At 49.6% G+C, this 14,161-nt stretch carries 16 protein-coding genes and 2 pseudogenes; 6 read left to right on the plus strand and 12 right to left on the minus strand.

The genetic code is table 11. The features are described from left to right. Positions 1–361: 361 nt before the first annotated feature. Entirely contained in the window at positions 362–1,801 is a 1,440-nt protein-coding gene (gene otsA, locus QMZ65_RS10920; RefSeq protein ID WP_097119233.1) for an alpha,alpha-trehalose-phosphate synthase, read from the minus strand. Then, positions 1,798–2,586: a trehalose-phosphatase gene (otsB, locus tag QMZ65_RS10925; RefSeq protein ID WP_034821859.1), complete on the minus strand. Its 789-nt coding sequence runs from the start codon at positions 2,584–2,586 to the stop codon at positions 1,798–1,800. The genes otsA and otsB overlap by 4 nt, the downstream gene beginning before the upstream one ends. Positions 2,587–3,124: 538 nt before the next feature. Here otsB and QMZ65_RS10930 point away from each other — a divergent pair. The 4 genes from QMZ65_RS10930 to QMZ65_RS10945 all read left to right on the plus strand — a co-directional run bounded on the left by QMZ65_RS10930 (position 3,125) and on the right by QMZ65_RS10945 (position 6,111). Next, positions 3,125–3,418 carry a hypothetical protein gene (locus QMZ65_RS10930; protein ID WP_202403471.1) on the plus strand — a complete coding sequence of 98 codons (294 nt, stop codon included), beginning with the start codon at positions 3,125–3,127 and terminating at the stop codon, positions 3,416–3,418. A 110-nt stretch (positions 3,419–3,528) separates the two neighbouring features. Then, the gene (locus QMZ65_RS10935) at positions 3,529–4,212 is read left to right on the plus strand and encodes an outer membrane protein (protein WP_283215973.1); all 684 of its coding nucleotides are present in this window, start codon (positions 3,529–3,531) and stop codon (positions 4,210–4,212) included. Positions 4,213–4,381: 169 nt separating this feature from the next. Next, complete coding sequence (locus QMZ65_RS10940) at positions 4,382–4,894, plus strand: GNAT family N-acetyltransferase (protein ID WP_283215974.1); 513 nt, start codon at positions 4,382–4,384, stop codon at positions 4,892–4,894. A 158-nt stretch (positions 4,895–5,052) separates the two neighbouring features. Then, complete coding sequence (locus QMZ65_RS10945) at positions 5,053–6,111, plus strand: YeiH family putative sulfate export transporter (protein WP_283215975.1); 1,059 nt, start codon at positions 5,053–5,055, stop codon at positions 6,109–6,111. 32 nt (positions 6,112–6,143) lie between these two features. Here the strand turns inward: QMZ65_RS10945 and QMZ65_RS10950 are convergent, their stop codons facing one another. The 10 genes and pseudogenes from QMZ65_RS10950 to QMZ65_RS10990 form a co-directional block, all read right to left on the minus strand. After that, positions 6,144–6,455, minus strand: coding sequence for a hypothetical protein (locus tag QMZ65_RS10950; protein WP_034821870.1), 312 nt, complete (start codon positions 6,453–6,455; stop codon positions 6,144–6,146). 312 nt (positions 6,456–6,767) lie between these two features. Beyond that, on the minus strand, positions 6,768–7,028 hold the full coding sequence (locus QMZ65_RS10955) for a hypothetical protein (RefSeq protein ID WP_097119229.1): 261 nt from the start codon (positions 7,026–7,028) through the stop codon (positions 6,768–6,770). 257 nt (positions 7,029–7,285) lie between these two features. Beyond that, a pseudogene (locus QMZ65_RS10960) lies at positions 7,286–7,471 on the minus strand (sigma 54-dependent transcriptional regulator); the annotation flags it as partial. 67 nt (positions 7,472–7,538) lie between these two features. After that, entirely contained in the window at positions 7,539–8,135 is a 597-nt protein-coding gene (locus QMZ65_RS10965; RefSeq protein WP_038647436.1) for a DsrE family protein, read from the minus strand. A gap of 154 nt (positions 8,136–8,289) precedes the next feature. Next, positions 8,290–9,552 carry a translesion error-prone DNA polymerase V subunit UmuC gene (gene umuC, locus QMZ65_RS10970; protein WP_034821883.1) on the minus strand — a complete coding sequence of 421 codons (1,263 nt, stop codon included), beginning with the start codon at positions 9,550–9,552 and terminating at the stop codon, positions 8,290–8,292. Then, positions 9,552–9,974 carry a translesion error-prone DNA polymerase V autoproteolytic subunit gene (umuD, locus tag QMZ65_RS10975; RefSeq protein WP_283215976.1) on the minus strand — a complete coding sequence of 141 codons (423 nt, stop codon included), beginning with the start codon at positions 9,972–9,974 and terminating at the stop codon, positions 9,552–9,554. The genes umuC and umuD overlap by 1 nt, the downstream gene beginning before the upstream one ends. A gap of 674 nt (positions 9,975–10,648) precedes the next feature. Next, positions 10,649–10,873: pseudogene (locus QMZ65_RS25345) on the minus strand (DUF6402 family protein); the annotation flags it as partial. Positions 10,874–10,929: 56 nt separating this feature from the next. After that, positions 10,930–11,619, minus strand: coding sequence for a DUF6402 family protein (locus QMZ65_RS10980; protein ID WP_283215977.1), 690 nt, complete (start codon positions 11,617–11,619; stop codon positions 10,930–10,932). A gap of 13 nt (positions 11,620–11,632) precedes the next feature. Further along, positions 11,633–12,181 carry a PAAR domain-containing protein gene (locus QMZ65_RS10985; RefSeq protein WP_283216028.1) on the minus strand — a complete coding sequence of 183 codons (549 nt, stop codon included), beginning with the start codon at positions 12,179–12,181 and terminating at the stop codon, positions 11,633–11,635. A gap of 2 nt (positions 12,182–12,183) precedes the next feature. Next, complete coding sequence (locus QMZ65_RS10990; RefSeq protein WP_283215978.1) at positions 12,184–12,570, minus strand: hypothetical protein; 387 nt, start codon at positions 12,568–12,570, stop codon at positions 12,184–12,186. Positions 12,571–12,868: 298 nt separating this feature from the next. Between QMZ65_RS10990 and alaE the strand changes: the two genes are divergently transcribed. Both alaE and QMZ65_RS11000 read left to right on the plus strand, forming a co-directional pair. Then, on the plus strand, positions 12,869–13,306 hold the full coding sequence (gene alaE / locus QMZ65_RS10995) for an L-alanine exporter AlaE (RefSeq protein WP_283215979.1): 438 nt from the start codon (positions 12,869–12,871) through the stop codon (positions 13,304–13,306). A gap of 321 nt (positions 13,307–13,627) precedes the next feature. Continuing rightward, a complete protein-coding gene (locus QMZ65_RS11000; RefSeq protein WP_349306765.1) occupies positions 13,628–13,804 on the plus strand; it encodes a hypothetical protein in 177 nt (58 codons plus the stop codon). Positions 13,805–14,161: the final 357 nt, after the last annotated feature.

Below are 14,161 nucleotides of genomic sequence, written 5' to 3' on the forward strand. Positions count from 1 at the left end.
GCACTACCACCATGATGATAGATAAGCGTGAAGACTGGACGCAGCGCGCCTGGGAACTGTTAGGGCTTTGTAGGGAGTGTTTAGCGAACGGCAGTGGATGTAACAGTGCGTTACATTAGTGATATGAATGAATTGGGGATTTGACGCATTGATTTGAGATAACTATCGGCCTGACCAACCAAACCTTTAGGGCCGACATGAAAAAAAAGCTTTTTTCACGTTCGATTGCACGCTTTTTAACCAAAACGTGCGATTTTAGCTGCCGTGTCAGGCAGTTACTCCTTAAGGAAATGAAAACGATTTCGCAGGTTTAAGATGGGCAGTGAAAACGGTGCGCAGCATTGCGCACCGGGAAGCAGATTTAAGCGAGTTTCGGGAAGGTCGCCACTTTATTGGCGATACCATGATCGGCGCTGCGCGCAGGTAACGCATTTAAATCACGCAGGAAGCTCTCACGCCATTGCGTAATATCCTGCTTGCGCAACACCGCCATCATGTCGTTGTAGCGCGAGATACGCTCGGTGCGCGGCATGGTGAGCGCTCTGTCGAGTGCGGCGGCGACTTCATCACGATCGTAAGGATTGACGATCAGTGCCGATGTCAGTTCGTTCGCCGCCCCGGCAAAGCGTGACAGCACCAGCACGCCCGGATCGTCCGGGTCCTGCGCGGCAACATACTCTTTCGCCACCAGGTTCATGCCGTCACGCAGTGGCGTGACCAGACCCACATCGGTTAAGCGGAAGATTTTCATCAATAGGCGGCGATCAAAGTGCTGGTTCAGATAATAGAGCGGTGTCCAGCCGAGCGTGCCGTACTTACCATTAATACGCCCCGCTTCTGTCTCTAATTGATGGCGAATATCCTGATAGGCCTGCACATCGCCACGGGACGTCGGCGCGATTTGTGAATAACGGATATTGCCGCGATGCTGCGGGAAATTCTCCAGCAGTGCCTCATAAGCCAGAAAGCGTTCCGGCAAGCCTTTGGAATAATCGAGTCGCTCGCTGGCAATAATATTTTGTACATCGCCCAGCTCACGTTTCATTGCCGCCATTTTCGGTGGCAGATGTCCTTCGGCCATCTCTTTGATGCTATCCGGCTCAATACCAATCGGATACACCTCCGTCATAAAGGTATTGCCAAAGGCACGGTGTTTCTTCTCGCCTTTATTCTGCAACTGCGTCAACTGGCTGAGGCTATCGAGGAAGGCTACGCGATCGGACTCGGTCTGGAATCCCAGCAGGTCGTAATCGCACAGCATCTCCAGCAGTGTCTGATGCGGTGGCAGCGCATTGAAGATCTCCGGCGTCGGGAACGGAATGTGCAGGAAGAAGCCGATACGATTGTTGACGCCCAGTTTGCGCAACTCGGCTGCAAACGGCAGCAGATGGTAATCATGGATCCACAACACATCGTCAGGTTGCAGCAGCGGCTTCAGGCGCTGGGCCAGCAAGGTGTTCACACGGCAATAGCCATCCCAGGCTTCGCGCTGATACTGCACTAAATCCAGACGATAGTGGAAAGCCGGCCAGATAACGGTATTAGAGAACTGGCAGTAGTACTGATCATAATCGTTCTGATTGAGCGGCAGTGAGGCATAAGTAATGCCATCCTGTTCCATCTGCGAAAGTGGCTCATCTTCTTCCTCGCCAGAGAATTCACTGATTTCTCCGTTCCAGCCAAACCACAAGCCTCCGGTGGTGCGTAACGCGTCCAAAATGCCCACCGCAAGACCACCCGCGCTGGCTTTGCCTTTATCCGGAATGGCGATACGGTTAGATACCACGACTAAACGACTCATAACCTTGACTCCTTACCGACGATGTCATGTTCTAGTTGTAATAATAGTTGCGCCAGCCAGTGCCATACCGCATCAACGCTGTCGAGACGGTAGCGCGCATGGCTGGCGCCTTCTCCGACCTTGACTGAAATGCCCTGCATGGCGTTAACGGCGAGAAATCCTTTTTCATCGGTCAGATCGTCACCCACGAAGACCGGAATGCGGCCAATAAAGGGGGCTTCTTGCATAAATTCACGTACCGCAGCACCTTTATCGATGCCCTGCGGTTTTAGCTCCACCACACACTTGCCCGGCTGTAGTGCCAGCGCAGGAAAGCGCGTCACGGCGTCTTCCGCCAGTTGCATGATGGATTTTTCGTACTCGGGCGCGTTGCGATAGTGCAGCGCAAACGCCATGCCTTTCACTTCCAGCAGGGTGCCTGGCCATTGGTCGAGTGTTTGCTGCAGTTCGGTTTGCAGCGTTTGCGCAATGTCGCCAGGCAGCGAATGCCGGTGCACGTGCCCACTGGCGTCACGGCGTTCCGCACCATGCACGCCCGCCGCAGGCGCTTCCAGTGGCGCAACCAGTGCATCCAGTTGCGCAATCGGACGGCCCGATACCAGCGCCAGGGCGCCATGGCTCAGATTGGAGATTTGTTGCAGATGCTGGCGCACCGATGCGGGGATGGAAACCGACTCGGGTTGCGACTGAATGGTCGCTAATGTGCCGTCGACATCAAAAAAGAAGGCATAAAGACCGCCGCTGAGTGACGGCAAGGTGCTGTTCTGATTAACCGCAGGGGTCACGTCTCCTCCTGTTCATTAGGCTTTAACAGGATGTTCGAAGTCAGGCTGGGTGTTTTCAGTTGGATGTCTGGACTGAGGCGAGGAGATTGAGCCAAAAACGGGGGACTGCGATAGGTAACTCTCCACAAACGCACAACTTTATAGCCAACACAGCAACCTGACTGCGAACATCGTCAGCATTAAGTCTAGACGGAGATCACAGTTTTGCCAGGCACAGTGGGTTAATGCATGAGAAAAGTGTCTGTTTCAGGTCTTTGCAACGGCAAAAAATCGCCCCCTTTCCTTTTATAACGCTTCGCTTTTTTAAGACCTTAATTTTGCCCGCCCTCTTTCCCTGGTGACGCCTCATTTACCAGATTTTCCTTACTTGCATCCGCGCCGCCGATTGGCTTATGGTGCGGTTACCGCGCGATTCAAGGCGGAAAAAAGGCCGATAAAGGCCCATATCTGCGCCAAATGGCGCTTTCAGGCAGGCATTCAGGACGATGAAAATCCGATCAGGTTCACACTTTTGCGATGTCATGGCGGGTAACAGCCTATGATCCCCCAGAGCTACAGTCAGCGCGTGCATTTCTATTACTGCATCTTGGTGGCGCTGAAGATCAATGCAAAAACGCGCAAACCCGCCGGCGTGCGCGGCAAGAATAACTTTCTGCTGAAATGGCTGCGTAACGCGCAGAACAACACCATTTTCCATCCCGACATCACCAGCGAAATTGAGTGGCTGCGTGGCAAAATTATCAGCTCCGGGCCGGATGCCGATTTAGAGCCGATGCTGCAATACGTTTATGAGACCGCCAGGCGCGCTGAAACCTTGCGTTTAGGCTCTTAGCTACCTTACGTAACTCTACCAGGTTGCCTAAGTATTCAACCGAATTTTTCTCGTGATTGGCCTTTCTTATGATGCGTTCTCTACCTGATAAAGAATGAGAACGGAATCATATGAAACTTAATGCGTTAATCTTTGCTATGCCAATGCTGTTTGCTGCGGGCAGCGCTGTTGCAGCAGAAACCAGTGAGGGCTATTACGCCTCTGCAAAATATCTGCAAAGTGAACAACGTGCCAAAGAGATGGATACCAGCGCACGTCCTGGCGTGGGGCAATTTGTTGCAGGCAATGAAAAGGCACATAACGGCGCGGCAGCGCTTGCAGCCGGTTATCAATGGGGCAATGGCTGGCGCACGGAAGGCGAATATACCTTTGGTCAGAAATCCGAATTCACCAGTGGTTCATCGACTTTCACTTCCAGCTATAACCATCTGCAAACCGATGTCCAGCGCTTGATGCTGAACGTGTATCGTGACTATCAAATCGGCTATAACGTTGCGTTGTACGGCACCGCAGGCGTCGGCGTCAGTAAAATCAAAGCAGGCGGTTGGCAAGGCAACTCCTCTCGTCAGTATGCTTCAACCACGCAAAACAACCTGACCTACAGTGTCGGCGCCGGTATTAGCTACACGCCGATTGAGCAGGTGAGCCTGGACCTTGGCTACCGTTATGTGGATATGGGCAAAATAGAGAGCGGATACAATACATTCGGGAACGCTCGTGGCTTTAAAGATGAGCAAATGAAAGCACATCTGGTGGAAAACCAGTTTGTTCTGGGAGCCCGTTATTTGTTCTGATGCCTTACGCATCCCTGCGCTCTCCAGTCGGAGGGCGCATCACTATTCTGATTCCACACTTAGCATGTGTCGGAACCGTCTCTCCCTGTTAAAGTACCCTGCTGAAAAGTCAGCGATGGAACGTTTGGCTGCACGACCATCAATAGGGACGGATAACAGGACATCTTACATGAATTTCACCATACGCAAGGCTCAGGCCGAGGACGCGGAACTGCTTCATCAGCTGGGACGCATGACCTACAGCGCGCATTTCAAACATATGTGGGTTTCAACCGACGAAATGGATGCGTTTATCGATAAAGAATATGGCCTGATGGTGCTGCAGAGCAGCCTCGCGGCAGAAAACGAGAGCTGGCTGATCGCCGAGACCGATCACCCGGTAGGTTTTGCCAAGGTCACCTGGAATACACCGGTTCCTGATTCCGGCATGACGGGCGCCATGTTGAATAAGCTCTACCTGAATCCCGATCAGACCGGTAAGAACTTCGGCAAAATCATGTTCCAAAGCATCATCAATGAAGCCCGTGAGAAGCAGGAAGGTTACATGTGGCTGGAAGTGATGGCTGAAAACGTGCGTGCACGTAAGTTTTGGGAAGCCTTTGGCATGCAGCACATCAAAGACATCCCGTTCGTCACCGCCTCGCAGCGCAGCACGCTGCAAATTTTGGGTATGGTGATCTAACCCGATAAGGCGCCGCGAACACCGATTTCGCCGCGCCCTCTCCGCCTTTATCTGCGTTCATCCCCGTCTTTACCACTTATTCAGATTTGTTCTAACGATATAATCAGTTTTTCTTTCAAGCCATCTCTCCGCATCATAACGGCAACACAGGAGGCGTTATGGCTGATATCTCTCTACACAAACACTCACAGGGTATGGCGCATTTCGCGCCCGGTTTGCTGCTTACGGCGGCCATTGCGCTGGCAACGGCATGGCTCGGTAATCTGCCGTCGGTCGCGCAGCTGGGGTTAGGCGCCCTGACGCTGGCCATCATCGGCGGGATCATTATCGGCAACACGCTCTTCCCGACGGTGCACGGTCACTGCGACGCGGGCGTACAGTTTGCCAAACAGAAACTGCTGCGTCTCGGCATTATCCTTTATGGCTTCCGTCTCACCTTCCAGCAGGTGCTGGATGTCGGCGTCAGCGGTGTGGTGATTGATGTACTGATGCTGACCAGCACCTTTACCCTCGCCTGCTGGCTGGGACGTAAAATCCTGAAACTGGATCGTGAAACCGCGTGGTTGATTGGTGCAGGTAGCAGTATTTGCGGTGCCGCCGCCGTATTGGCGACCGAACCGGTGATTAAAGCCGAATCGTCCAAAGTGGCGGTGGCGGTCGCGACTGTGGTGATCTTCGGTACACTGGCGATTTTCCTTTACCCGCTGATTTGGCATAGCGTTTCGCCATTACTGCCGGGCCTGAGCCTGAGTGAATTTGGTATTTACACCGGTTCGACCATGCATGAAGTGGCGCAGGTGGTGGCGGCCGGACATGCCATTAGCCCGGAAACAGAAAATGCGGCGGTGATCGCCAAAATGCTGCGCGTAATGATGCTGGCACCGTTCCTGGTGGTGATTGGAGTGATGGTACGCCGCAGCGCACCGGCCACCAGCAGGGAAAAACAGCGTATTACTTTCCCATGGTTTGCACTGGCGTTCATTCTGGTGGCGCTGTTTAACTCAGCGCATCTGATTCCCGCCTCGGCGATTGCGGTCATTAATCAGCTGGATAACGTGCTGCTCGCCATGGCGATGGCCGCACTGGGTCTCACCACCCATATCAGTCAGCTGAAGCGAGCCGGTCTGCGTCCGCTGTTATTAGGTTTGATGTTGTTTATCTGGCTGATTGTCGGCGGCGGCGCGATTAATCTCACTATCCACCATTGGCTTGGATGACTTATTTGCCGCCCGACCGGGCGGCAAAAGCCTTATTGTTTGAAGTGTTTTCGTGAATAGATGGCGGTCTGTCTGCGGCTTTTAATGCGGAATTTGGCATGAGAGATCACCGTCATCCACTTCGGATCAACCTTGTTAGTCAAATAGATATTCAACTGATCCAACAGCGCCTCCCAATTCTTCGCCTGCCAGGCTTTGTCACTGCCGAGTGACTCTTTCATTTGCTGTATGAGGCTATCCACTCTGGATTTTACCTCACTCAGTGTTTCTCCAGCCTGATGCGATGCTGCTAATTTCCGGATTTCGGTGGCGTAATAATGGATATCAATCTCGTTCTCGCGCACGCGAACCTCTGCTTATTATTGGTCCGTAATATTACAGTAACCTAAGTCTGCGAATTAACATAATCGGCAATACCTTTCGCCGCTTCGCTATTGTTACGTTTTCGGGCTTTATTTCAACAATAGTGCGCAATTTTCACGCGCTGAGACCATTAAAAAATCCGCCCGCAGGCGGCGTTTCACATCACTTTGGGACAGATATTGAAATGGGATTTCATTATTTTATCGAAACCTTAACGAATTTCTTTCAGATAGCCAATTTAATAATAGAACCAATAATAATCAATATATTAGCATTTTCATATTCGATCTTGATCACGGTTTAATCGTAAATTCAAGCTCACTGAGTTTTTGATATTCCTTCGCCAACTTTTTAAGTTGCACCGCACGCATTTTATCCGCACGCGCCAGCGCTTCTTCTTCGGTTAACTGAAACTCTTTTTTCTTAAAAAACTGCTCAAAGTTGTACTCACGATCGCGGCGCTGTACAAATACCTCGCCATCACTTTTGAGTTCACCTTCTGCGATGTAGATGCCCCGGGTTAATGCATATTTTGTTATATAGGCTTTTGTCATGCTGTCCTCTCATCTTGCTACGTCAGTTAATTAAAGCAAAATCGCCGCGCAATTTACAGCGTCTTGAAGAAAAAACAGTCTATTCCTGGATGGTATCTCCATTGATTTAATTAATTTTTTAATTAAACCTAACATCAATACCAGGAAAAAAACACCTCAGGTTTGGTGACAATTTGAAGCGCAGCACGATTTAAACATTTCAGCTGTATGAAGCTACCTCACAGGAAATTTCCTTTCAGCGGCGCAAAGAACGGTATTCATTTTTTCTGGATATCTTCCCAATTCAGCCCGAAGCGCATGAGGTATTTACGTAAGCGATCGGCATCATTCGGCTGCTTTTTATGCTGCCGCGAGACCGAAAATAAATGTCGTCCTGCTTCAGATAATGTTGAGGTGTGTTGGCACACTTCCAGCCCGGTTTCGAGTTGTTTTTGATCGAAGAGAGCCTTTGACAGAAGCCACAATAAGGGCGTTGAGGTTCATGCCAGGGACAGCAAAGCCACAAACGCATCACATACTCAGTAAAGCGTACCCCTGATTTTGCAGCGTGGTCATCGTGGTAAGTGCAGAAGGTGTATGGATCACTGAATCTGCAATCCATTGGGGTTCGTAGTGATGCCAGGCCAGCGCCTGATCGCACACCGTGACTTTGACGCCCTGCTGTTCCAGCGCCGATATCAGCGCAAGGTTGGGATTATCCACACCAAACAGCTGTCGAAAACGGGTGTTTTCCAGCATCGCGGGCGTCGCTTCGCCATTCACCGCTACCACAAATTTTAACTGCTTTGCCGGCACGCCGGCCGCCACATAGGTATTCACCACTTGTGCCACATGCTCCAGCGCCGGATTCACCTGACTGCGTTCTTCCGCGCCACGACTGACTTTGAAGACCACTTTGTTACTCAGCGCACTGCTGGGCTGGAATGCGCTGCTGGCGTCATAGTGCACTTTGCCGTAACCGGCAATAGCGGGCGTGGTCCAGTTGATGGCGGGATCGGAAGGTGGGGCACTCACTTTCGCGGCAAAGAGGGTTTCATTTTGGCTGAGTAAGGCACCGCATACCCCACCCGCTACTGCGACAACTGCGCTAATCACCACTGAACGCATCTCTTTTCCCCCGCGACATCGTGAAAAATCGGCCTTGCCAAGTATGGCATGGATTGGCATTTTGTCGGCTTATCGTGGCGGTATACGGGCATATTCAGCCATTTCCTAACGCCCGGTAAAAAGTGGCGGCTCATGTTATGCGCTAATCCGCTATTTACTTCGCCACCGGGAGATCTGCGTATCGGGTGGTATACGCCGGAGATAACATCTCACGCTTCATCGCCCAGGATTTCTGGATTCCTTGTCCGGCGAACCATAGCTTCCCTTTCCCGCTTTGATTAATGCCATCGATCACCCGCATCAGCGTTTCGCTATTCGCCTGCGGCTGGATGTCATCAAACAAATTGAGCTGCGCCACACCCTGACTGAAGAAGTCACCTAACATTACCCCCGCTTTCATATAGCGGCACCCTTCCCGCCAGATGCGATCCAGCGCCTCGGTGGCCACGCGGATAATATCGCGGCTGTCATTGGTGGGCGTTAGTACTTTAATGATCGCCTGATTACCGTAAAAGATTTCACCCTCCGCATGCGGGCTGGTGCGAATAAACACGCCGATCTGTCGACAATACTGCCGTTCGCCACGCAACTTTTCGGCGGCGCGCACGGCATAGTTGCACACCGCTTCACGCATATCGGCGTACTCCGTGATACGTCCCGCAAACGAGCGTGAGCAGACAATCTGCTGCTTCACGGGCGCAAACTCTTCCAGTTCAAGACAGGGTTCACCGCGCAACTCGCGCACGGTGCGCTCCAGCACCACATTGAAATGCTTGCGGATCACCCAGGTGCTCTGCTCCGACAAATCCAGCGCGGTATTGATGCCCATGGCATTCAGCTTCTTGCTGATACGACGCCCTACGCCCCACACATCTGCCACATCGACTAACGCCATTAACTTCTTTTGCCGCTCAAGGTTGGAGAGATCCAGCACGCCGCCGGTTTTGCTCCATTTCTTAGCGGCATGGTTAGCCAGCTTGGCGAGGGTTTTGGTGGGCGCGATCCCCACCCCCACCGCCAGATGCGTTTCGCGTTTCACCCGCTGCTGGATTTCCCGTCCGAACTCTTCCAGCACGCGGCAATTCCGCACGCCCGTCAGGTTCATAAACGCTTCATCGATGGAGTAGATCTCAACGGCGGGTGCCATCTCTTCCAGTATCGTCATCACGCGCAGACTCATATCGGCGTAGAGCGCATAGTTAGAGCTGAACACATGCACGTTATGGCGACGCAACACATCTTTGATTTTGAAATAGGGGCCGCCCATGCCGATATCCAGCTTCTTGGCCTCGGCCGAACGTGCGATGACGCAGCCATCGTTGTTGCTTAACACAATCACCGGCTTGCCTTTGAGATCCGGCCTGAACACCGTCTCACACGAGGCATAGAATGAGTTCACATCCACCAGCGCAAACATTACCGTCTCAGCGTTTTGATGACATGTTTAACGACACCGAAAATCTCAAACTGATCCGGGTCGGGAATGGGAATGATGGCGTGTGCCGCATTCATCGGTTTGAGGTGCAAGCAAGGCTTCAGCATCAGCTGCTTCACCGTGAATTCCCCCGCGATAGCAGCCACCACCACATCACCCTGCTCGGGTTCTACAGCACTATCGACGATCAGCATATCGCCATCACTGATCCCGCCCTCAATCATCGAGTCACCGCTGACTTTGATGAAGTAAGTGGCGCTGGGATGAGTGACGCAGAGATCATTGAGGTCAATACGTTGCTCAACGTAATCCTGCGCCGGTGACGGAAAACCGCACGGCACACGACTGATAAACAAGGGCAAACTGAGGATAACGCGGAGTTCCGCCGGTTGATAAAACACCATAATGATGGCCTTTGAAAATATACTGTATATAAATACAGTATTACTGATCGGGTTGTTTGATCAAGCGGGATCCTTCGGGATGGTGCAAAGCAGTTGGCAGGAAAGGAGATTTAGTTTTGGCGGGTTTTAATGGCGGGATGGGGGTAATGAGGTGGTTTTGGGCTAGGGTGAAATGAGAGGTAACGCGGAGTTAAGCATGCGTCATATTTTACATGTGGATGAAATATGACATGATGCAAAACCACACACTATAAATGGATTTATAGCATGATTGACCAAACCTTCCCTTACATGCTCGGTCTTCTGGTAGGAACATTGTCCTCTTTACTTGTTTGTGAAACCGTCAGGGGAATACTCAAGATAAAGCGCTTCCAGCTCTGGTACATGACGGTTTACGCTGTGCTGCAGACTGTGGTCCCGCCTCTTGTCGTTGGATTTATGTTTACTTACAGCGGCGTAATGCCCGGATGGAATATCGTATTTTCATTCTTCTACTCTGTAATATTTATGGTCTTCTTTATTCTTTATCCTTTGCTTTATATATTTATTAGGAAACCGAGAGAAATCTGTTTCTCTATTACTCTAGTTATGAGCTACTTACTGACTTTCAGCGTGGTATTCACCAATACGTAATAGTTGGAAAATGCCAGCTTTGATTCGCTGGCATTTTTTTGTTAAATATCATCCCACGGCAATTTATAAACCCCGCTTATTTTCACCCAGTGCACATCTGAGAAAACGATGATATCTCCACCTAAACCATACTTTTCTCGGTATCTAAGGAAATCCGAATTTTTAACCTCAGCGGCCTTCATATGCTTATTTTTGAGATGGGTTACACCCCTGTTAAAAAATTTTGCATATGCTGCCTGGCCTCTGGTCAATATCCCTTCTTCGCACCATAGTCCAAGATGTTGATCATACCCGCCATCATTATTGAAATCATAGAAATCCTTTACATATACACCTGCATAGGATGGCTCAAAAAAACATCTTTATTCGTGCCCCGGAATGCTGTGCCAACAACAGCGACTTTCAAATTATAGGTTCCCAAAGCACCAAAGATATCATCTAACGTATCCACGATAACGTGAATCACTGCGTTATCACCTACCGCAAGATAGTTGTTCTGATAGTACTGCTCTAACTCACGTGCAGACATGCTGGGTCTGCCAAGCAGATTGGTTCTGCCAAACGTGTAGGATCCCTTACCATCCCATCCGAGTTTTTTCAGTCTATTTGCAGTGACCTTTAACCCAGCAGGCGATAACGCTCGCTCATTGAGTAGCTTGTTTACCGCCCTGACTGCCGCTGGATAGCGTAGTAACCAAGACATCGTGATGATTTTATCGTCACAATGCTGATCCGGGATCTCCAGCCCTCGCGGTAATTCCTTACCTGATTTCCAGGCTGGAGGACATTCCCAGCCTGGAGTCGTTAACCAGCGCGTCATCAGCGCAGCCGACTTCATCCACCCCATTCGTTTCATTGCTTTAGGTATTTCATTGATGCTCATCGGCTCAATTTTCAATGCGGTGTAATAATCGTGTTTTCTAAATCGTGTTTTTTCCTCTGCCCGAACGATGTATGTATCCTGAGAAATCGCATCAGATAATAATATTCCATAGGGGTCTTTAACGCCCATATTTAGCATCCTTCTAAATTTTTAGACGTGGGGCCTGAACAGCAATTTTCAAAACTTCATCTGTATCGGTACATATTTGGGATTTGGCGAAATCTAAGAGGTTATCTTTCCCAACAATCTGACCCGAATCAAGAAGTTTGCCCCCTGAAAATACGATGTAGCCTACTGGCTCATTGCTAATGTTCGTCAGATGAAAAGAATGATAATATTCCCCATTCTGTGAGTTATTTCTATTTATCTCTGAATATCTCTTTTCTTGGTCATTGCTTTGGCTGGCAACGCTTCCTTGAGTCTTCCCCTCGATATGGTAATTAAATCCCTGAGCATGAATTGCTTTAGCACCGCATGACGCTTTGTGTCCCTGTAATACCCTTGCTCTACCATCAATCGTGTAATTTGATTGCCCTTCTACAAAAATTGACCAGCACAGACATTTCGGACACCAAAATTTATGTCCGACAACAACTGCAGAAGCTTTGTTGCCATAAGTATAGGTTGGTTCGCCCTCAGTCAAAATTCCACCGTGTGTAGTTGTATCGCCCGTCCAGATGCCGGGCAACATACTCACAGCCATCCCTCTTGTTTTAGTTTCTGTACTTCAGTGTCATCCAAAACGTAGAGGCCACTTTCATGGCCAACAAACTCAATAATCGCCAATGAGTTCTGACCAGCAGTGATAATTTTATCGCCGTTAGCAATGACTGTTCTGGTTGACGCAAATGAATGTGATTTTCCATCGCTTTCTTGTTGCCTGAAGACTGCGTTAGTTTCAGCAAGTACCAATGATTGCTTACCATCTGGATAAAGAACAATGTCGCCCTCGATTACTGCGGCTTTATCATTCAGTGTGAAACCCGATGACCCCGTGACAGTACCGCCCAATTCCGTCGTCGCTCCAGTTACTGCAACCATTCGTACTGACTTAATTACCGCTTTGATTCCGCTTTCCATGTGTAATCACCTGTAGTGTAGTCAAAAAACACATGTAATTTATATGGTTTATTATTTCCAGGTGGCACTAAATTTGAGTTAAGTTCTCAATTTTTGAATCTCATCTCATTTATCGCAGCAGACAAGGCCGATGAGATGGTCATGGCTCTTGGGTTTACCGCCGTTGTCTAAACTCAACTTCTTCGTACTCTGATGAGCCAGGATGTACCGTAAGGTATCTGGTAACAACAGATGGTGCTTATTTGAAAACTCATGACCGAATAGGAAATGCATTTTGCCTCAACCTCAGGACCAAAACATGCGCCGAACGGCCTTTATGGCGGATACCACCGCACTGATTTTATTTTTCACCACGACGGGCATTATTAATGAACGATGGATCGCCGGCATGGCGTGGGATCAGGTGCTGCATGCCCGTTTGATTGGTGCCGTTTTGATGGTGCCGGTTGCCCGTCCTTACGGATTATGGCGCGATTGGGTGATGCAGCGTGCGGGATCGGGCCGGGTTTCGAAGCTGCTGTGGGACAGTATCGCGCTGGTGAGTTTTCAGGTGCCGATCTATGCGGCGATCATTGCTTTTAGCGGTGCGTCGGGTAGTGGATTGGTGCGCGGTACGCTCGGTGCTGCGTTGATGATGCTGTGTTTGGGAAGGCCTTATGGCGCGTTTCTAAATTGGGTGCGGGGGTTGTTTGGTTTGCCGCCGGGTGGGGAGAAGCCGATGTCGTTGGATAGCTAAATGATTCTCAACCGGAAGCGAACAAAAATGATTCGAATAGCCTGTGAAAGGGTGTGTTAACCTTTTGATGAACAGGCACTTTTCCCACATAAATAATCCGTTTTTTATAAAATCATTAAAGCCAGTGCCTCACGCTGTATTAAAAATGCCCCCCCATTCCGCATGATGGAAACGCCAGATTGAATATTTAAAGGCTCCGCTTTTATTGATCATAAAAATCCACACCATGACATTATTAAGACGAGTCGTAATGCAATATTGAAAATAGCTTCTAAGTTTAAATTGAGGTTGTCATTAATTCGATCTGATGGAGGATTTTCATTGTTATTTCAAGATCATGAAAAAAGCCATATTATCATTGGTGAAGCCGCATTAAGCCTTGCTTTATGTCGAAAAGAAATCAGTGTTGCAAACCTTTTTTCACAGCTTGGTTTGATGTCTAAATCAGAGAATAATATTGACCGCTTGACTCAAATCGCTAAGCCAGAAACTGGTTAATGAGCTTTGAGTCATCTTCAGTCGCCGAGGAGCAAATACCTTATTTGCAAACCTTAGTTAGCCTGAATAATGAACTGAATTAACGATTAATGAACTGAAGCCAAAGGACGTAATCCGGTTCCGGCCGGAAGACGACGAAGCGGATGACCTCATCGGTTACGCGTAAGCGTATACCGGCCGGAGACACTGTCAGGGACGACACTCTCAAAATGAGTTGCCAGAATCAGTCTTTCGCTACACCGCTGACGAAGCAACTGAGTTATCAGGCATAAGCTGATAACACACTCCACGTAAAACATCCCCGCATAAAAACCGCAAACATCGAAGATGAATTTGAGCATAAATTGGCCTAATAAG

The organism is Pantoea sp. EABMAA-21 (assembly GCF_030053335.1).
In the GTDB taxonomy this organism is placed as follows: domain Bacteria; phylum Pseudomonadota; class Gammaproteobacteria; order Enterobacterales; family Enterobacteriaceae; genus Pantoea; species Pantoea communis.